Here is a 20,288-nt window from a genome sequence, read left to right on the forward strand (position 1 = left end):
ATCAGAGATAAAAAACGAAAACCTAATCCTTGTTTGTGCAAGTTAAACTCCAATTTTTAAAAGTATGTATAACGCCGCGATAAGCGGCTGAAAAAGCTTGGCTATAATTAGTGAGGAACGAACTAAGCCAAGCTTTTTTAGTCCGCCTTAATTGCATTGTTGGCTAGAAGCTCACCAAAAGCTGAAGATTAGCACAATACAATTACCGTAAATAAACTTAGAAAAATGAACTTAAGAAGCGCAAAAGCGTGGCGACACAAAAGTCCATTTTTATAAACCAACTCAAAGCGGCAAGCAAACAACGCAATTGCCGCTCAGCGGTAAGTAAGGTTGAAAACCCAACCTAAAAACAACTACTGCGTCGCGACTAACAAGTTAACGGAACAGGCAAGTAAATGCCAGCACTGCGAAAACAAACACCAACAGTTTAACTACTTTTAACTAACGAAACTTCTAGCTAACGCCGCAGTATAGGGCGCAACAAAGTTGGATTATATTTTTGCCCGCAAAAATTAAGCCAAGCTTTTTGCGTCCCATATGACTGCATTGTTAGAAATGCCAAACGACACCAATGCTGCATAAAAACGCCCTATACTGGCTTACAAAAACAGTTGCCTAAACTTAACTTAAAAAACTGCGATAACCAACATTTAAGCAAACAATAAATTAGTTAAAATTTAGCACGTTAACAACGCAAAACTTACCAACAACAACGCCCTAAAATGCCAATTAATTTGCACGCCAAGCAGAATTAGAAAAAGCCAACAAGCACACAAATGCTTCATTCGAAGCTGTTTACTTGTAAGGTTTTACTATTTCTAACGCCCGCATAAGTGGCGCAATAAAGCTTGGCTATAATAAGCGAAGAATGAGCGCAGCCAAGCTTTTTGCGTCCACCCTTAATGCGATTGTTATGTGTAAATTACACTTTGTCTTTTAAACGCGTTCTACATTGAGCAATAAATTCTTTGTACTCTAACTCTGAATCTTGATGCAATGTTTTTTCAAAGGTACAACACAGATTCCAAAGCGCTCTCTCTTCTGATTGGTCGATGATTTCAAGTTTGCCAGTATCACTAAACCTACGAGTTAACTCGAATAACACCCAAGCTTCATCTTCCGTAAGTTTTATTTCGATATCCTTGCTCATAACTTGCCTTTACACATAACGCCCGCATAAGTGGCGCAACAAAGCTTGGCTATACTAAGCGAAGAATGAGCGCAGCCAAGCTTTTTGCGTCCACCCTTAATGCGTTTGTTATGTACCGTTTATTCTTAGTCTATATTTACACTCTAACAATAATGCGAAATTGAAAACGATATTAAATAAAGCCAAGCTAGGAACGCTAACCGATACAAGAAACAAAATGGTATTATAGAACCACGAACCAATTGATATTAGCAAACCAATAATGAGCAATATAAAGTTGCGTTTAATTGAAGCTAGTAAGTTTCTCGTTCTACTTTCCCAAAATTCAATTGGCCTTTTTTTCACCGTTTACCCTTAGGTACATAACGCCGTAGTAAAGGGTGGAATAAAGTTGGCTAACATTTTTGCTCAGCAAAAATTTGGCCAAGCTTTTTGCATCCCTTTGACTGCATTGTTAGAAATGCCCAACAACTCAAAGGCTGCATAAAAATGCCCTTTAACGACAATTAAAACAATGCTTAAACTTAACGCAAAAACCTGCGGTAACCAACAATTAAGCAAACAATAAATTGGTTTAAATTTAGCGCGTTAACAACGCAAAACTCACCAACAACTAAAGCCTAAAATGCAAATTAACTTTGCACGCCAAGCTAAATTAGAAAAAGCTGCAAAGCACACAAATGCCTCATTTGAAGCCGCTTACTTGTAAGATTTAACTATTTCTAACGCCGCAATAAGTGGCGCATAAAAGCTTGGCTATAATTAGCGAGGAACGAGCGCAAGCCAAGCTTTTTGCGTCCACCCTTAATTGCATTGTTGGCTAGAAGCTTACCTAAGAAGCTCAAGATTAGCACAATACAAATACCGTAAATAAACTTAGAAAAATGAGCTTGAGAAACGCACTGGCGTGGCGACACAAAAGTCCATTTTTATAAATTAACTTGAAGCGACAAGCAAACAACGCAACTGCCGCTCAACCGTAAAAGAAGTTAAAAAAAACAACTTCAAAACAACTGGTGCGTGGCGACTCGAAAGTTAAATGAACAACGCAAACAACTTTCAGCTACACGAAAACCAACAACACCAATATTAATATTTTTAAACTTTTAACTAATAAAACTTCTAGCTAACGCCGCGATAAGCGGCTGAAAAAGCTTGGCTATAATTAGTGAGGTACGAACTAAGCCAAGCTTTTTTAGTCCGCCTTAATTGCATTGTTGGCTAGAAGCTCACCGAAGTTTGAATTTAGCACAATACAAATACCGTAAATAAACTTAGAAAAATGAGCTTGAGAAACGCACTGGCGTGGCGACACAAAAGTCCATTTTTATAAATTAACTTGAAGCGACAAGCAAACAACGCAACTGCCGCTCAACGGTAAAACAAGTTGGAAAAACCAACCTTAAAGCAACTGGTGCGTAGCGATTAGAAAGTTATTTTTCTGCCAAAAAAATTCCAGTTAAAAGAAAAACCACACCACCAATTTTTAATATTTTTAAACTATTAGCTCTTAAAACTTCTAGCTAACGCCGCAATATGGGGCGCACAAAAGCTTGGCTAAAATTAGGAACGAAGTGACGCGAGCCAAGCTTTTTGCGTCCCATCATTATTGCATTGTTATACGTGCTTTACGCCAATAGCCAAAAGCTAAGTACACCACCTACTAAAAAACTCAGAACAGCAACAAACCACACTCGGGGATTAGAATGATTCTGCAATATAACACCGGCCTCAAACAACTCTAATAAAGCGTTAGAAAACTCAGAGTTTGGACATATTTTGTAGGCTTTTATTAGTGCCGTTTGCACTTTGGGTATCCATTGTCGAGGATGATCGTCATCTTCTGAATACGCTAACGCACTCAAAATAGCATCTCGTTCGACACTCCCATTTAACTCAGCATCTTTAGCTAAAATTTTAGCCTTATTGTAATATTCGACAATGTCCATAAGTACGTATAACGCCGCAATATGGGGCGCATAAAAGCTTGGCTAAAATTAGGAACGAAGTGACGCAGCCAAGCTTTTTGCGTCCCTTTCATTATTGCTTTGTTAGGTGTTCGGGGCTAAACCCTACTACCAAACTTTAAAACGATGCCCCAAATAGTAGCAGCAATAAACAACAAAATCGCCAGCATTGTGTGTAACATTGGAAACACTATTACATGCATATGCGCTGCACTTTCTAAACTATCAGCCTTACCGTTTGAGGCGTAATAAAGAAAGCCTATAAAGCCAAAAAACACCGAAGTATAAGCAGTAATACAATAAGGTTTAGAAAACTTTGGCAGCCACCTCTGCACTATAAAGTAAGCAAACACACTGAAAGTTCCGGCTAAAAGAGCATAAATAACTGCCGTTCCGATAGTGCTTACACCACCAAGTTGTTCCTCATAAGCATTAAAAGCAGCCAGCGCTGCAGTTATTAACATGAAAATACATTGAATTTTCAAGTGTATACCAAAGAACACCTAACGCCCGCATAAGTGGCGCATAAAAGCTTGGCTATACTAAGCGAAGAATGAGCGCAGCCAAGCTTTTTGCGTCCACCCTTAATGCGATTGTTATACAACACTTGCACTATTGTGTTGTAAAAACCAAGTTATCATTAATTTTTTTGCAAAAGTTAACTACTTTAATAGCTGCGTCTAATTCAGGCTCAATGGAAACATAATACGACTTATTACTAAAGTGAGCGTAAACAACTTGAGAGTGAGATTGAGTAATTAAAGACACTGAATTGCAATTTTCTAGTACAGTTGCTTCAAATATTTCCCAGTTAAGGTAAAAGGAGTCACTTTTTGCTTTTTCTAAACTAAGGTTAGCTAATTCATTTGCAAATTTATTTCTATTCTTTTCAAAATACAGCGTCTAGCTTGTAGCAACAGCTGAAAATGCAATTAAAAGAAGCAATAGGATTTTAATGATTAACTCTCCAGTGTTGTATAACGCCGCAATATGGGGCGCATAAAAGCTTGGCTAAAATTAGGAACGAAGTGACGCGAGCCAAGCTTTTTGCGTCCCATCATTATTGCATTGTTAGCTAATGCTGAGTTTTTAAAACTTAACTCGCAAACAATGCAAAACCGAATTAGCAACTTACCCGCTCTTTTTTATACTGCAATTTAGCAGCGAAAAGAAGCAAACCCGAACAATGCCGAGTGCCGTAAGTAAACTTAGAAAAATGAACTTGAGAAAACGCACAAGCGTGGCGACACAAAAGTCCATTTTTATAAACTGACCCTAAGCGACCAGAAGCAAACAACTCAACTGCCGCTCAACGGTAAAACAGGTTGAAAAACCAACTTACCAACAACTGGTGCGTGGCGAGTTGGTGTTACTTTTTTTCACAAAATAACCAGCAGTTCGAAAACCTACAACACCAATTTTTAATTTATTACTACGTTAAGCACTTAGCTAACGCCGCAATAAGTGGCGCATAAAAGCTTGGCTATAATTAGCGAGGAACGAGCGCAAGCCAAGCTTTTTGCGTCCACCCTTAATTGCATTGTTGGCTAGAAGCTTACCTAAGAAGCTCAAGATTAGCACAATACAAATACCGTAAATAAACTTAGAAAAATGAGCTTGAGAAACGCACTGGCGTGGCGACACAAAAGTCCATTTTTATAAATTAACTTGAAGCGACAAGCAAACAACGCAAATGCCGCTCAACCGTAAAAGAAGTTAAAAAAAACAACTTCAAAACAACTGGTGCGTGGCGACTCGAAAGTTAAATGAACAACGCAAACAACTTTCAGCTACACGAAAACCAACAACACCAATATTAATATTTTTAAACTTTTAACTAATAAAACTTCTAGCTAACGCCGCAATATGGGGCGCACAAAAGCTTGGCTAAAATAGGAACGAAGTGACGCGAGCCAAGCTTTTTGCTTCCCTTTCATTATTGCTTTGTTATGTTTCTTTACTCAAGTGCTTACGTTGAAACCACAAATAATAAATCCCTAACATTGTACCGATAGGAATAAGTAACATACCTAGCAAAGCAATAGGAAAACAAATTTTAGTAGCCCATGGTTTATTAATTGCCAAATTGAAACCACCAAAAGACATTAACAAGAAACAGAACGACGCTAGCAGATTTATGAGAAGTGCCCCAATACTCAGCGTGTCAATATTTTGAAGTGCGCTAAGTCCCAATACTAAGCACAAAATTGCACCGATAACAAAATAGCTAATACCTAAAATTTTTTGGTGAAATCTCATATTTACTCTAGAAACATAACGCCGTAGTAAAGGGTGGAATAAAGTTGGCTAACATTTTTGCTCAGCAAAAATTTGGCCAAGCTTTTTGCATCCCTTTGACTGCATTGTTAGAAATGCCCGACAACGCAAGGGCTGCATAAAAATGCCCTTTACCGACAATTAAAAACGAATGCTTAAACTTACCGCAAAAAGCTGCGGTAACCAACAATTAAGCAAACAATAAATTGGTTTAAATTTAGCGCGTTAACTACACCGCCCTAACCTACAAAACCAAACTGAAATGCCAATTAACTTTGCACGCAAAGCTAAATTTGAAAAATAGCAAAGCACACAAATGCCTCATTTGAAGCCGTTTAGTTTTAAGATTTTGCTATTTCTAACGCCGCAATATGGGGCGCATAAAAACTTGGCTAAAATAGGAACGAAGTGACGCAGCCAAGCTTTTTGCGTCCCTTTCATTATTGCTTTGTTAGGTGTTCGGAGCTAAACCCTACTACCAAACTTTAAAACGATGCCCCAAATAGTAGCACCAATAAACAACAAAATCGCCAGCATTGTGTGTAACATTGGAAACACTATTACATGCATATGCGCTGCACTTTCTAAACTATCAGCCTTACCGTTTGATGCGTAATAAAGAAAGCCTATACAGCCAAAAAACACCGAAGTATAAGCAGTAATACAATAAGGTTTAGAAAACTTTGGCAGCCACCTCTGCACTATAAAGTAAGCAAACACACTGAAAGTTCCGGCTATAAGAGCATAAATAACTGCCGTTCCGATAGTGCTTACACCACCAAGTTGTTCCTCATAAGCATTAAAAGCAGCCAGCGCTGCAGTTATTAACATGAAAATACATTGAATTTTCAAGTGCATACCAAAGAACACCTAACGCCGCAATAAGTGGCGCATAAGAGCTTGGCTATAATGTGCGAGGTACGAGCGCAGCCAAGCTTTTTGCGTCCACCCTTAATTGCATTGTTATGTGACGCTTACTCGCTCCACTTTATAACCCAATTCGCTTCTTCTACATATGAGACTAATTCAGTTCGGTTTTGCACCCAATCATCAAATGCTTCTGATGAGGGATCATCGAAGTTTTTTGAAGTTAGCACTAAACAACCGCCTGTATTTTCGGAGTCATCAATAATTTTAACTTGATAACCATAGTTGTCTCCAGACTCAATAATACCTACTTTATTTATCTTTATCACAGAACTAACTAGTCACATAACGCCGCAATATGGGGCGCATAAAAGCTTGGCTAAAATTAGGAACGAAGTGACGCGAGCCAAGCTTTTTGCGTCCCATCATTATTGCATTGTTAGCTAATGCTGAGCCTTTAAAACTTAACTCGCAAACAACGCAAAACCAAATTAGCAACTGACCTGCTCTTTCTTTTGCTAAATTTAGCAGCGAAAAGAAGCAGACCCGAACAATGCCGAGTGCCGTAAGTAAACTTAGAAAAATGAACTTTAGAAACGCAAAAGCGTGGCGACACAAAAGTCCATTTTTACAAACTCACTTCAAGCGACAGGCAAACAACGCAATTGCCGCTCAACGGTAAGCGAGGTTGAAAAATCAAGCTACAAACAACTGGAGCGTGGCGAGTTGGTGTTACTTTTTAGCACAAAATAACCAGCAACTCGAAAACCTACAACACCAAATTTTAATTTTAACTACGTTAAGCACTTAGCTAACGCCAAGCTAAGCGGCGTAAAAATGTTTGGCTAAAATTTGCGAGGAACGAGCGAAGCCAAACTTTTTACGTCCGTTCTTGAGCGCCTTGTTAGTTTTACTTGCCACGATTTATGATTTGATCGACAGCGGGACAGAACTTTTTAATTAAGAAAGCTCCCTCTTCAGCTGGAGTAGAGCCTAGCATACGAACAGCTGACTTAAGCTTTTTTACTGCATCTTCAAAATACTTAGCCGTATTTTCACTACCCACCGCTTTTTCAAGAACCGCTAAGTATTTTGATGTTTCACCTGATTGATACATGGAACTATTAGTAGCAACATGACCAGCTAAGCAATTTGCTGTATTTCTAGCAACCTTTTCGTCAAGGGTTTCAGCAGAAGCGCTTAAAGGCACAAATAAAAATGTAAGAAATATTACGATAAACTTTTTCATAACAACTTTTCTCTAGGTAAAACTAACGCCGCAATATGGGGCGCACAAAAGCTTGGCTAAAATTAGGAACGAAGTGACGCCAGCCAAGCTTTTTGCGTCCCTTCATAATTGCATTGTTGGCTAGAAGCTTACCTAAAAGCTGAAGATTAGCACAATACAAATACCGTAAATAAACTTAGAAAAACGAACTTGAGAAACGCACTGGCATAGCGACACAAAAGTCCATTTTTATAAATTGACTTGAAGCGACAGGCAAACAATGCAAATGCCGCTCAACGGTAAAACAAGTTGGAAAAACCAACTTCAAAACAACTGGTGCGTGGCAACTCGAAAGTAAAATGATCAACGCAAACAACTTTCAGCGACACGAAAACCAACGACACTAATTTTAATATTTTTTAACTATTAGCCCTTAAAACTTCTAGCTAACGCCGCGGTAAAGGGTGGAACAAAGTTGGCTAACATTTTTGCTCAGCAAAAATTTGGCCAAGCTTTTTGCATCCCTTTGACTGCATTGTTAGAAATGCCCGACAACGTAAGGGCTGCATAAAAATGCCCTTTACCATTAATTAAAAAACAGTTGCTTAAACTTAACGTACAAAGCTGCGGTAACCAACAATTAAGCAAACAATAAATTGGTTTGAATGTAGCACGTTAACAACGCAAAACGCACCAACAACTACAAACTAAAATGCCAATTTAACATGGCACGCCAAGCTAAATTAGAAAAAGCAGCAAAGCACACAAATGCCTCATTTGAAGCCGTTTACTTTTAAGATTTTGCTATTTCTAACGCCCGCATAAGTGGCGCAATAAAGCTTGGCTATACTAAGCGAAGAATGAGCGCAGCCAAGCTTTTTGCGTCCACCCTTAATGCGATTGTTATGCGTAATTAACTGCTCTTATTGCGGTTAATGAACTTGTAAATTGAGCTATAACCCGTTATGCCATAGAAAAAGAACATTAAACCAACCAATATTTGGGAAATATGACTCAGTACCTCTGTAAGTCCTCCCAAAATAGGAGTAATTAAAACCCAAAATCCCATCAGGATGAAAGCTAACCCAATAACCACTCCTAGAAAGCGCATAACTAACTTTTTAGTTGTCACTGAAGAGATTCTCCGATTACGTATAACGCCGCAATATGGGGCGCATAAAAGCTTGGCTATAATAAGGAACGAAGTGACGCGAGCCAAGCTTTTTGCGTCCCATCATTATTGCATTGTTAGCTAATGCTGAGTTTTTAACACTTAACCCTCAAACAACGCAAAACCAAATTAGCAACTTACCTGCTCTTTCTTTTGCTAAATTTAGCAGCGAAAAGAAGCAGACCCGAACAATGCCGAGTACTGTAAGTAAACTTAGAAAAATGAACTTGAGAAAAAGCACAAGCGTGGCGACACAAAAGTCCATTTTATAAACTTATTTGAAGCGACCAGAAGCAAACAACTCAACTGCCGCTCAACGGTAAAATGATTTTACAAAACCAACTTACAAACAACTGGAGCGTGGCGAGTTGGTGTTACTTTTTAGCACAAAATAACTAGCGGCTCGAAAACCTACAACACCAATTTTTAATTTATTACTACGTTAAGCACTTAGCTAACGCCGCAATAAGCGGCTAAAAAGGCTTGGCTATAATTAGTGAGGTACGAACTAAGCCAAGCTTTTTTAGTCCGCCCTTAATTGCTTTGTTAGCTGTTGATTAACTCCACATTTAATTTAATTTTACCTGTATGCTCACGGTCAACAAATAAATGATGGTTGTTATTAGTAATTGCATCAATTGCAGCCTTAACGTCATTTATAGAATCTGAATTATTTAGTACTTGCTCGAGGTGCCCGACCGCTTCATGGTTTTGAGCGATTGCCAAAAGCATACATGCTCTATATCTAACGTGTTTTGATTTATCTCGTAACGCTTCAATACCTAGTTGAAACGCATAGTGACTAGATTTTGCATATTTAATTGAATGATATACGCAAGATGCCCTCTCGCCCCATTTTTTTGAACATCTGTATTTTTGGAGCATTAGCTCTGGGAATTTGTCACCAAGTGAAGACAATTTGTTTACTGCTGCGTATTCAGAATCTGTACCGCGACCGTCAAGAAGTTTTAACTTTTCTTCAATTTCCGAAGTATGCAACATACTCTCCTTAACAGCTAACGCCCGCATAAGTGGCGCATAAAAGCTTGGCTATACTAAGCGAAGAATGAGCGCAGCCAAGCTTTTTGCGTCCACCCTTAATGCGATTGTTATGTGAATTTTACTCGTAAACCTGACCGTTGTGCTTTAACCAGCCATGTGCATGGTTATTGCGGGGATCTCGATGAGTCCAATGTAAAACACCACCTTTGTTATTCCACTCATACTCACCATAAAATTCAATATAGTCTCCAACTCTCAAGTTTGATATGCGTGGAGCTAAGTCAATATTGTGGGCAACCAACAATGTTTGTTTACTGGCAAGTTCCAAAATAAATTTTTGATGCCTAGAACCATCATTGTCGTCGGGCAGAATGCGAATAACCTTTCCAGAACCACGAACTTGTAGATCACTTTGACGATTTTCATAAGCGTTACGCAGCAGACTATCGTTTGCTTGCACACCCACGGAAATCAAACAAAAGATTATCCCAAATATGCCAATAAACTTGTTCATTCCACCATTCCTTTGAATTCACATAACGCCCGCATAAGTGGCGCATAAAAGCTTGGCTATACTGAGCGAAGAATGAGCGCTGCCAAGCTTTTTGCGTCCACCCTTAATGCGTTTGTTATGTGGCTATACTGCGGGATTCAATTGATTTAGCCTTAAAAATAAACTCTCGTTGATCTGTATGAAGGCAGTAACCATTTTGAAATAAATCTAAACCTATTACTAATTCAATGCAATTTTCGTCTAGGTCATAATTATCAACACTGATTTCAGATACTTCTGTAAACCTGAGACACAAAACAGGCTTAAACCCTTCAGGTTTATCAAAGAAAATAACCTCTAATACTTTATTATCTTCGAGATACTCTATTGATTTAACATGTCCCGAATACTCAGGAATATACTTACTAAGCAGGTTCATACTTTAGACACATAACGCCCGCATAAGTGGCGCATAAAAGCTTGGCTATAATGTGCGAGGTACGAGCGCAGCCAAGCTTTTTGCGTCCACCCTTAATGCGATTGTTAGGTTTTCTTTTTACCAAGCAAGGCCTTAGCTCTAGCTTCCAATTTTTCAGGGTACTTTGAAAAATAACTTGGTGCATATAAATACGCAATAATTTTTGCGGCCTCGCCTTCTGAAAGTTTGCTTAAAGGTTTATTGATTAGACGCAGAGATAACTCATTTAAACTTTCATTATTCCATTGGTTAGCCAAGCTGCAATATATAGTAAAAAGTTCTTTTTTAGAGTGCTTAATATTCAACAGTAACCACCAAGATACTTGGCTAATGTGCCGAGTAATAGTTTTTCTATGATTTAGGTTCAGCTTTACGCTAAGTTGTCTAGCAACCCATTTTGTCCAAGTTGATTGACCAAAAATCTCGGTATGCGAAACTTCAATAAAATAAGTAACTGTATGAGGCGGGTTCGCATCTTCCCTACCCGCCCCATCAATGATTAATTGGATAAATTTTTGTTTCGGCCGAAACTCATCAAAATAAAAATACGAAATAGTCCCCAAAGGAACTAGCAAAATTATTGTTACCAAAATCAATATGGTATTTCGCAAGACTTTCATAAAAACCTAACGCCGCAGTATAGGGCGCAATAAAGTTGGATTATATTTTTGCCCGCAAAAATTAAGCCAAGCTTTTTGCGTCCCATATGACTGCATTGTTAGAAATGCCAAACGACACCAATGCTGCATAAAAACGCCCTTTACTGGCTTACAAAAACAGTTGTCTAAACTTAACTTAAAAACCTGCAATGACCAACAGTTAAGCAAACAATAAATTAGTTAACATTTAGCACGTTAACAACGCAAAACTTACCAACAACTACAACCTAAAATGCAAAATAATTTGCACACCAAGCTGAATTAGAAAAAGCCACCAAGCACACAAATGCTTCATTTGAAGCCGTTTACTTGTAAGGTTTTACTATTTCTAACGCCGCAATAAGCGGCTGAAAAAGCTTGGCTAAAATTAGTGAGGCACGAACTAAGCCAAGCTTTTTTAGTCCGCCTTAATTGCATTGTTGGCTAGAAGCTCAACAAAAGCTGAAGATTAGCACAATACAATTACCGTAAATAAATTTAGAAAAATGAACTTGAGATACGCAAAAGCGTAGCGACACAAAAGTCCATTTTTATAAATTAACTTAAAGCGGCAGGCAAACAACGCAAATGCCGCTCAACGGTAAAACAATTTGGAAAAACCAACCTCAAAACTACTGGTGCGTGGCGGCTTAAAAGTTAACTGAACAGGCAAATAAATGCCAGCACCACGAAACCAACACCACCAGTTTAACTACTATTAACTAACGAACCTTCTAGCTAACGCCGCAATAAGTGGCGCATAAAAGCTTGGCTATAATTAGCGAGGAACGAGCGCAAGCCAAGCTTTTTGCGTCCACCCTTAATTGCATTGTTGGCTAGAAGCTTACCTAAAAGCTGAAGATTAGCACAATACAAATACCGTAAATAAACTTAGAAAAATGAGCTTGAGAAACGCAAAAGCGTCGCGACACAAAAGTCCATATTTATAAATTGACTTGAAGCGACAGGCAAACAACGAAAATGCCGCTCAACGGTAAAACAAGTTGGAAAAACCAACCTCAAAACAACTGGTGCGTAGCGACTAGAAAGTTAAATGATCAACACAAACAACTTTCAGCTACACGAAAACCAACAACACCAATATTAATATTTTTAAACTTTTAACTAATAAAATTTCTAGCTAACGCCCGCATAAGTGGCGCAATAAAGCTTGGCTATATTAAGCGAAGAATGAGCGCAGCCAAGCTTTTTGCGTCCACCCTTAATGCGATTGTTATATTTTAAATTGCACCACAAATAGCTATTACAACAAACTGAAATAAACACATTAGCAGCACAGAAAAACCTAACTTTGGATTAACTTTACTTTCAAAATAACCTGCAAAAGAAGCTGGTGCAACCAACCCAAGAGACATAATGGCCGACATTGTGATACCAAATATCGCTTCAGCACGATTGGGGTTATTAACTTCAACTATGTAGTGATAAAACCATTTGGCTTGAAGACCGACTAAAGCAACAAAAATAAGTAATGCTAAGACATTAAAGTAAAATAAAAATTTGGCCATAGTTTCATTAAAATATAACGCCGCGGTAAAGGGTGGAACAAAGTTGGCTAACATTTTTGCTCAGCAAAAATTTGGCCAAGCTTTTTGCATCCCTTTGACTGCATTGTTAGAAATGCCCGACAACGTAAGGGCTGCATAAAAATGCCCTTTACCATTAATTAAAAAACAGTTGCTTAAACTTAACGTACAAAGCTGCGGTAACCAACAATTAAGCAAACAATAAATTGGTTTGAATGTAGCACGTTAACAACGCAAAACGCACCAACAACTACAAACTAAAATGCCAATTTAACATGGCACGCCAAGCTAAATTAGAAAAAGCAGCAAAGCACACAAATGCCTCATTTGAAGCCGTTTACTTTTAAGATTTTGCTATTTCTAACGCCGCAATAAGCGGCTGAAAAAGCTTGGCTAAAATTAGTGAGGCACGAACTAAGCCAAGCTTTTTTAGTCCGCCTTAATTGCATTGTTGGCTAGAAGCTCAACAAAAGCTGAAGATTAGCACAATACAATTACCGTAAATAAATTTAGAAAAATGAACTTGAGATACGCAAAAGCGTAGCGACACAAAAGTCCATTTTTATAAATTAACTTAAAGCGGCAGGCAAACAACGCAAATGCCGCTCAACGGTAAAACAATTTGGAAAAACCAACCTCAAAACTACTGGTGCGTGGCGGCTTAAAAGTTAACTGAACAGGCAAATAAATGCCAGCACCACGAAACCAACACCACCAGTTTAACTACTATTAACTAACGAACCTTCTAGCTAACGCCGCAATATGGGGCGCACAAAAGCTTGGCTAAAATTAGGAACGAAGTGACGCCAGCCAAGCTTTTTGCGTCCCTTCATAATTGCATTGTTGGCTAGAAGCTTACCTAAAAGCTGAAGATTAGCACAATACAAATACCGTAAATAAACTTAGAAAAACGAACTTGAGAAACGCACTGGCATAGCGACACAAAAGTCCATTTTTATAAATTGACTTGAAGCGACAGGCAAACAATGCAAATGCCGCTCAACGGTAAAACAAGTTGGAAAAACCAACTTCAAAACAACTGGTGCGTGGCAACTCGAAAGTAAAATGATCAACGCAAACAACTTTCAGCGACACGAAAACCAACGACACTAATTTTAATATTTTTTAACTATTAGCCCTTAAAACTTCTAGCTAACGCCGCGATAAGCGGCTGAAAAAGCTTGGCTATAATTAGTGAGGTACGAACTAAGCCAAGCTTTTTTAGTCCGCCTTAATTGCATTGTTGGCTAGAAGCTCACCGAAGTTTGAATTTAGCACAATACAAATACCGTAAATAAACTTAGAAAAATGAGCTTGAGAAACGCACTGGCGTGGCGACACAAAAGTCCATTTTTATAAATTAACTTGAAGCGACAAGCAAACAACGCAACTGCCGCTCAACGGTAAAACAAGTTGGAAAAACCAACCTTAAAGCAACTGGTGCGTAGCGATTAGAAAGTTATTTTTCTGCCAAAAAAATTCCAGTTAAAAGAAAAACCACACCACCAATTTTTAATATTTTTAAACTATTAGCTCTTAAAACTTCTAGCTAACGCCGCGGTAAAGGGTGGAACAAAGTTGGCTAGCATTTTTGCTCCGCAAAAATTTGGCCAAGCTTTTTGCATCCCTTTAACTGCATTGTTAGAAATGCCCAACAACGCAAGGGCTGCATAAAAATGCCCTTTACCAATAATTAAAAACAATTGCCTAAACTTAACCTAAAAACCTGCGGTTACCAACATTTAAGCAAACGATAAATTGGTTTAAATTTAGCGCGTTAACAACACCGCCCTAACCTAATAAAACCAAACTAAAATGCCAATTAACTTTGCACGCCAACCAGCAATTTAAAAATAGCGAAGCACACAAATGCCTCATTTGAAGCCGTTTACTTGTAAGATTTTGCTATTTCTAACGCCGCGATAAGCGGCTGAAAAAGCTTGGCTATAATTAGTGAGGTACGAACTAAGCCAAGCTTTTTTAGTCCGCCTTAATTGCATTGTTGGCTAGAAGCTCACCAAAAGCTAAAGATTGGCACAATACAAATACCGTAAATAAACTTAGAAAAATGAACTTTAGAAACGCACATGCGTGGCGACACAAAAGTCCATTTTTATAAACCAACTTTAAGCGACAAGCAAACAATACAAATGCCGCTCAACGGTAAAACAAGTTGGAAAAACCAACTTCAAAACAACTGGTGCGTGGCGGCTTAAAAGTTAACTGAACAAGCAAGAAAATGCCAGCACTGCGAAACCAACACCAACAGTTTAACTACTATTAACTAACGAACCTTCTAGCTAACGCCGCAGTATAGGGCGCAACAAAGTTGGATTATATTTTTGCCCGCAAAAATTAAGCCAAGCTTTTTGCGTCCCATATGACTGCATTGTTAGAAATGCCAAACGACACCAATGCTGCATAAAAACGCCCTATACTGGCTTACAAAAACAGTTGCCTAAACTTAACTTAAAAAACTGCGATAACCAACATTTAAGCAAACAATAAATTAGTTAAAATTTAGCACGTTAACAACGCAAAACTTACCAACAACAACGCCCTAAAATGCCAATTAATTTGCACGCCAAGCAGAATTAGAAAAAGCCAACAAGCACACAAATGCTTCATTCGAAGCTGTTTACTTGTAAGGTTTTACTATTTCTAACGCCGCAATATGGGGCGCAATAAAGCTTGGCTATAATAAGCGAAGAATGAGCGCAGCCAAGCTTTTTGCGTCCCATTCATTATTGCTTTGTTAGCTAGTGCTGAGTTTTTAAAACTGAACTCGCAAACAACACAAAACCAAATTAGCAACTTACCGACTTCATTTTCTAGCAATAAACTTGCAGCAAAAAGAAGCAAACACGAACAATGCCGAGTGCCGTAAGTAAACTTAGAAAAATGAACTAGAGGACATGCAAAAGCGTGGCGACACGAAAGCTCATTTTTATAACTTCACTTCAAGCGGCAGGCAGACAATATAAATGCCGCTCAACGGTAAACAAGGTTAAAAAACTAACCTACAAACAACTGGAGCGTGGCGAGTTGGTGTTACTTTTTAGTACAAAATAACCAGCAACTCGAAAACTTACAACACCAGATTTTAATTTTTAACTAAGTTAAGCACTTAGCTAACGCCCGCATAAGTGGCGCATAAAAGCTTGGCTATACTAAGCGAAGAATGAGCGCAGCCAAGCTTTTTGCGTCCACCCTTAATGCGTTTGTTAGGGGCTAGACACCTTTACCTTAAGTGCTAAAAAGTCTTTATTAGCTGAGTTACAATTATCCCTAATTCCGTGAAGTACAACAGCTTGGTTCTTTGACATTGCTGAGTGGGCTAATGTAACAAGTGCGCTAACAGTATTACTCTCACTATTTTCTAAATTAAAGCGAAAACGCTCTTTACCACAGTCATAATTCAAACGGTTTTCACTTAATACGCTGACATGGACAAAATTTTCAGAAACACTTATAGAGGTGATTTTTCCTTCAATTAGAAAAGAGTCGTTAGCAAACACAGTGTGAGAGCAAAATAACATCATGATAAACAGAATTCTCATTTGGCCCCTAACGCCCGCATAAGTGGCGCATAAAAGCTTGGCTATAATGTGCGAGGTACGAGCGCAGCCAAGCTTTTTGCGTCCACCCTTAATGCGATTGTTAGCTAGGTGCCCACCGAATGAACATAAAACTAGCCAACAATACAAAACCAAATTAGCAACTTACCTGTTCCATTTTTAACTGCAAATTTAGCAGCGAAAAGAAGCAGACCCGAACAATGCCGAGTGCCGTAAGTAAACCTAGAAAAATGAACTTGAGGACATGCAAAAGCGTGGCGACACGAAAGCTCATTTTTATAACTTCACTTCAAGCGGCAGGCAAACAATACAAATGCCGCTCAACGGTAAAACAAGTTGGAAAAACCAACCTACAAACAACTGGTGCGTGGCGACTAACAAGTTAACGGAACAGGCAAGAAAATGCCAGCACCACGAAAACAAACACCAACAGTTTAACTACTTTTAACTAACGAAACTTCTAGCTAACGCCGCAATATGGGGCGCGAAAAAGCTTGGCTAAAATTAGGAACGAAGTGACGCGAGCCAAGCTTTTTGTGTCCCATCATTATTGCATTGTTAGCTAATGCTGAGCTATTTAAACTTAACTCGCAAACAACGCAAAACCAAATTAGCAACTTACCTACTCCATTTTTAACTGCAAATTTGGCAGCGAAAAGAAGCAAACCCGAACAATGCCGAGTGCTGTAAGTAAACTTAGAAAAATGAGCTTGAGAAACGCACTGGCGTGGCGACACAAAAGTCCATTTTTATAAATTGACTTGAAGCGACAGGCAAACAACGAAAATGCCGCTCAACGGTAAGTAAGGTTGAAAAACCAAGCTACAAACAACTGCTGCGTGGCGACTCGAAAGTTAAATGATCAACACAAACAACTTTCAGCAACACGAAAACCAACAACACCAATATTAATATTTTTAAACTTTTAACTAATAAAACTTCTAGCTAACGCCGCGGTAAAGGGTGGAACAAAGTTGGCTAACATTTTTGCTCAGCAAAAATTTGGCCAAGCTTTTTGCATCCCTTTGACTGCATTGTTAGAAATGCCCGACAACGTAAGGGCTGCATAAAAATGCCCTTTACCATTAATTAAAAAACAGTTGCTTAAACTTAACGTACAAAGCTGCGGTAACCAACAATTAAGCAAACAATAAATTGGTTTGAATGTAGCACGTTAACAACGCAAAACGCACCAACAACTACAAACTAAAATGCCAATTTAACATGGCACGCCAAGCTAAATTAGAAAAAGCAGCAAAGCACACAAATGCCTCATTTGAAGCCGTTTACTTTTAAGATTTTGCTATTTCTAACGCCGCAATATGGGGCGCATAAAAGCTTGGCTAAAATTAGGAACGAAGTGACGCGAGCCAAGCTTTTTGCGTCCCTCCATAATTGCATTGTTGGCTAGAAGCTCAGCAAAAGCTGAAGATTAGCACAATACAAATACCGTAAATAAACTTAGAAAAATGAACTTGAGAAACGCAAAAGCGTAGCGACACAAAAGTCCATTTTTATAAATTAACTTGAAGCGATAGGCAAACAACACAAATGCCGCTCAACGGTAAGCAAGGTTGAAAAACCAAGCTACAAACAACTGATGTGTGGCGGTATACAAGTTAACGGAACAGCCAAATAAATGCCAGCACTGCGAAAACAAACACCACAAGTTTAACTACTTTTAACTAACGAAACTTCTAGCTAACGCCGCAATATGGGGCGCAAAAGGCTTGGCTATAATTAGCGAGGAACGAGCGCAGCCAAGCTTTTTGCGTCCCATTCATTATTGCTTTGTTAGCTAGTGCTGAGTTTTTAAAAATTAACTCGTAAACAACGCAAAACCAAATAGCAACTTACCAACTTCATTTTTGACTGCAATTTAGCAGCAAAAAGAAGCAGACCCGAACAATGCTGAGTGCCGTAAGTAAACTTAGAAAAATGAACTTGAGGATACACACAAGCGTGGCGACACAAAAGTCCATTTTTATAAACCAACTTGAAGCGGCAGGCAAATAACACAAATGCCGCTCAACGGTAAAACAACATGGAAAAACCAACTTACCAACAACTAGAGCGTGGCGAGTTGGTGTTACTATTTAGCACAAAATAACCAGCAACTCGAAAACCTACAACACCAATTTTAAATTTATTACTACGTTAAGCACTTAGCTAACGCCGCAATATGGGGCGCATAAAAGCTTGGCTAAAATTAGGAACGAAGTGACGCGAGCCAAGCTTTTTGCGTCCCATCATTATTGCTTTGTTATATTTTTAATCCACCCATGCTATTGAGGTTACCTTACCATTTTCGATTGGCATAAATAAACCACATGGATTGGATGAACTTGCACACTGCCCCGATACTTCTTCACCGATTTGGGCATTGTGGTTTGTACTTAAACAAGCCCCCAGACATTCAGATGAATCTAAGCAAGATTTACCAGAATCGCTAAATTGGATAACACATTGCTTTTTACCACTAGAGCAAACTTTCTCGATAACACCACCGTAATTGGAACACAATAAAGGATCTTCAATATTGGCGATGCGGGCATCTTCCTGAAGATTACTCCAAGTACTGACACCGACTGAAATTACATACAACGCTAAAGCGATTACTCCAGCTATGAGCAACTGTGTTTTCATAAAAATATAACGCCGCAATAAGTGGCGCATAAAAGCTTGGCTATAATTAGCGAGGAACGAGCGCAAGCCAAGCTTTTTGCGTCCACCCTTAATTGCATTGTTAGCTAATGCTGAGCTTTTAAAACCCAACTCGCAAACAACACAAAACCAAATTAGCAACTTACCTACTTCATTTTTAACTGCAAATTTAGCAGCGAAAAGAAGCACTCACGAACAATGCCGAGTGCCGTAAATAAACTTAGAAAAATGAACTCGAGGAAACGCACAAGCGTGGCGACACAAAAGTCCATTTTTATAAACTTACTTGAAGCGGCAGGCAAACAACGCAATTGCCGCTCAACGGTAAGATGATTTAACAAAACCAACTTACAAACAACTGGAGCGTGGCGAGTTAGTGTTACTTTTTAGCACAAAATAACCAGCAACTCGAAAACTTACAACACCAATTTTTAATTTTAACTACGTTAAGCACTTAGCTAACGCCCGCATAAGTGGCGCAATAAAGTTTGGCTATACTAAGCGAAGAATGAGCGCAGCCAAGCTTTTTGCGTCCACCCTTAATGCGTTTGTTAGGCGATTTTATGCCCCAGACCAATTCGCTGCCAAGCCTCTTTAAATTGCGGTTGATCGTAAGATGTTGGCTGTAACCAGTATGATACACGACCTTCTTTTTCACCACGATGCGCCAATGATTTAACTTCTTCCGGCAACATGACAAACACATTTGGTTCTTTTGATACATTATTTACGATGAGCCAGAAATCGCCCATCACTTTATCAAGGGAATTTCCAAGTGGCACAGGATTACGCTTTGAAAGTGCCTTGACTTGGACACCTATAAAATCAGTGCCTTCTTTGTTGTAAGCAATTATATCAATGCCTCGTGCATTCCTTGCCGTTGGCATCACATTCCAGCCCATACAAGACAGCTTGTAACAGGCGTAGTACATACCAATATTGCCGGTTACTTGAGTTTCTAATTTCACGCTGAATTCCTTGTGACGCCTAACGCCGCAATATGGGGCGCACAAAAGCTTGGCTAAAATAGGAACGAAGTGACGCGAGCCAAGCTTTTTGCGTCCCATCATTATTGCATTGTTAGCTAATGCTGAGTTTTTAAAACTTAACTCGCAAACAACGCAAAACCAAATTAGCAACTTACCTGCTCTTTTTATACTGCAAATTTAGCAGCGAAAAGAAGCAAACACGAACAACGCCGAGTGCCGTAAGTAAACTTAGAAAAATG

General features: G+C 38.9%; 15 protein-coding genes. All 15 read right to left on the bottom strand.

The genetic code is table 11. The annotated features are described in order from the left end of the window. Positions 1–922: 922 nt before the first annotated feature. Positions 923–1,150, bottom strand: coding sequence for a hypothetical protein (locus tag ACMZOO_RS00895; RefSeq protein ID WP_440904819.1), 228 nt, complete (start codon positions 1,148–1,150; stop codon positions 923–925). A gap of 1,628 nt (positions 1,151–2,778) precedes the next feature. Next, entirely contained in the window at positions 2,779–3,099 is a 321-nt protein-coding gene (locus ACMZOO_RS00900; RefSeq protein WP_440904820.1) for a hypothetical protein, read from the bottom strand. A 116-nt stretch (positions 3,100–3,215) separates the two neighbouring features. Beyond that, entirely contained in the window at positions 3,216–3,602 is a 387-nt protein-coding gene (locus tag ACMZOO_RS00905) for a hypothetical protein (RefSeq protein ID WP_440904821.1), read from the bottom strand. A gap of 2,257 nt (positions 3,603–5,859) precedes the next feature. Then, positions 5,860–6,252 (bottom strand): hypothetical protein, encoded by a 393-nt coding sequence (locus tag ACMZOO_RS00910; RefSeq protein ID WP_440904823.1) that lies wholly within the window; start codon positions 6,250–6,252, stop codon positions 5,860–5,862. A gap of 116 nt (positions 6,253–6,368) precedes the next feature. After that, entirely contained in the window at positions 6,369–6,590 is a 222-nt protein-coding gene (locus tag ACMZOO_RS00915) for a hypothetical protein (RefSeq protein ID WP_440904824.1), read from the bottom strand. 581 nt (positions 6,591–7,171) lie between these two features. Next, positions 7,172–7,510 (bottom strand): hypothetical protein, encoded by a 339-nt coding sequence (locus tag ACMZOO_RS00920; RefSeq protein WP_440904825.1) that lies wholly within the window; start codon positions 7,508–7,510, stop codon positions 7,172–7,174. Between the two features lie 1,696 nt (positions 7,511–9,206). Then, complete coding sequence (locus tag ACMZOO_RS00925; protein ID WP_440904827.1) at positions 9,207–9,662, bottom strand: hypothetical protein; 456 nt, start codon at positions 9,660–9,662, stop codon at positions 9,207–9,209. Between the two features lie 118 nt (positions 9,663–9,780). After that, entirely contained in the window at positions 9,781–10,176 is a 396-nt protein-coding gene (locus tag ACMZOO_RS00930) for a DUF3465 domain-containing protein (RefSeq protein ID WP_440904829.1), read from the bottom strand. A gap of 115 nt (positions 10,177–10,291) precedes the next feature. Beyond that, positions 10,292–10,594: a hypothetical protein gene (locus ACMZOO_RS00935; RefSeq protein ID WP_440904830.1), complete on the bottom strand. Its 303-nt coding sequence runs from the start codon at positions 10,592–10,594 to the stop codon at positions 10,292–10,294. A gap of 104 nt (positions 10,595–10,698) precedes the next feature. Further along, positions 10,699–11,253, bottom strand: a complete 555-nt coding sequence (locus ACMZOO_RS00940) for a transglycosylase domain-containing protein (RefSeq protein WP_440904832.1) — start codon at positions 11,251–11,253, stop codon at positions 10,699–10,701. A 1,259-nt stretch (positions 11,254–12,512) separates the two neighbouring features. Beyond that, a complete protein-coding gene (locus ACMZOO_RS00945; RefSeq protein ID WP_440904833.1) occupies positions 12,513–12,854 on the bottom strand; it encodes a hypothetical protein in 342 nt (113 codons plus the stop codon). 1,493 nt (positions 12,855–14,347) lie between these two features. After that, positions 14,348–14,521, bottom strand: coding sequence for a hypothetical protein (locus ACMZOO_RS00950; RefSeq protein WP_440904834.1), 174 nt, complete (start codon positions 14,519–14,521; stop codon positions 14,348–14,350). A 1,521-nt stretch (positions 14,522–16,042) separates the two neighbouring features. Next, positions 16,043–16,378 (bottom strand): hypothetical protein, encoded by a 336-nt coding sequence (locus ACMZOO_RS00955; RefSeq protein WP_440904836.1) that lies wholly within the window; start codon positions 16,376–16,378, stop codon positions 16,043–16,045. A gap of 2,289 nt (positions 16,379–18,667) precedes the next feature. Beyond that, complete coding sequence (locus tag ACMZOO_RS00960; RefSeq protein WP_440904837.1) at positions 18,668–19,249, bottom strand: hypothetical protein; 582 nt, start codon at positions 19,247–19,249, stop codon at positions 18,668–18,670. 362 nt (positions 19,250–19,611) lie between these two features. Then, on the bottom strand, positions 19,612–20,028 hold the full coding sequence (locus ACMZOO_RS00965; RefSeq protein ID WP_440904839.1) for a hypothetical protein: 417 nt from the start codon (positions 20,026–20,028) through the stop codon (positions 19,612–19,614). Positions 20,029–20,288: the final 260 nt, after the last annotated feature.

The sequence above is a fragment of the Catenovulum sp. SX2 genome, assembly GCF_052056295.1.
Lineage (GTDB): Bacteria > Pseudomonadota > Gammaproteobacteria > Enterobacterales > Alteromonadaceae > Catenovulum.

Bases quoted from the DNA above. Each gene is read 5' to 3' on its own strand.
- ACMZOO_RS00900 (WP_440904820.1), bottom strand. From the start codon at position 3,099: ATGGACATTGTCGAATATTACAATAAGGCTAAAATTTTAGCTAAAGAT.
- ACMZOO_RS00940 (WP_440904832.1), bottom strand. From the start codon at position 11,253: ATGAAAGTCTTGCGAAATACCATATTGATTTTGGTAACAATAATTTTG.
- ACMZOO_RS00910 (WP_440904823.1), bottom strand. From the start codon at position 6,252: ATGCACTTGAAAATTCAATGTATTTTCATGTTAATAACTGCAGCGCTG.
- ACMZOO_RS00925 (WP_440904827.1), bottom strand. From the start codon at position 9,662: ATGTTGCATACTTCGGAAATTGAAGAAAAGTTAAAACTTCTTGACGGT.
- ACMZOO_RS00955 (WP_440904836.1), bottom strand. From the start codon at position 16,378: ATGAGAATTCTGTTTATCATGATGTTATTTTGCTCTCACACTGTGTTT.
- ACMZOO_RS00930 (WP_440904829.1), bottom strand. From the start codon at position 10,176: ATGAACAAGTTTATTGGCATATTTGGGATAATCTTTTGTTTGATTTCC.
- ACMZOO_RS00895 (WP_440904819.1), bottom strand. From the start codon at position 1,150: ATGAGCAAGGATATCGAAATAAAACTTACGGAAGATGAAGCTTGGGTG.
- ACMZOO_RS00920 (WP_440904825.1), bottom strand. From the start codon at position 7,510: ATGAAAAAGTTTATCGTAATATTTCTTACATTTTTATTTGTGCCTTTA.
- ACMZOO_RS00945 (WP_440904833.1), bottom strand. From the start codon at position 12,854: ATGTTAGCCAACTTTGTTCCACCCTTTACCGCGGCGTTATATTTTAAT.
- ACMZOO_RS00935 (WP_440904830.1), bottom strand. From the start codon at position 10,594: ATGAACCTGCTTAGTAAGTATATTCCTGAGTATTCGGGACATGTTAAA.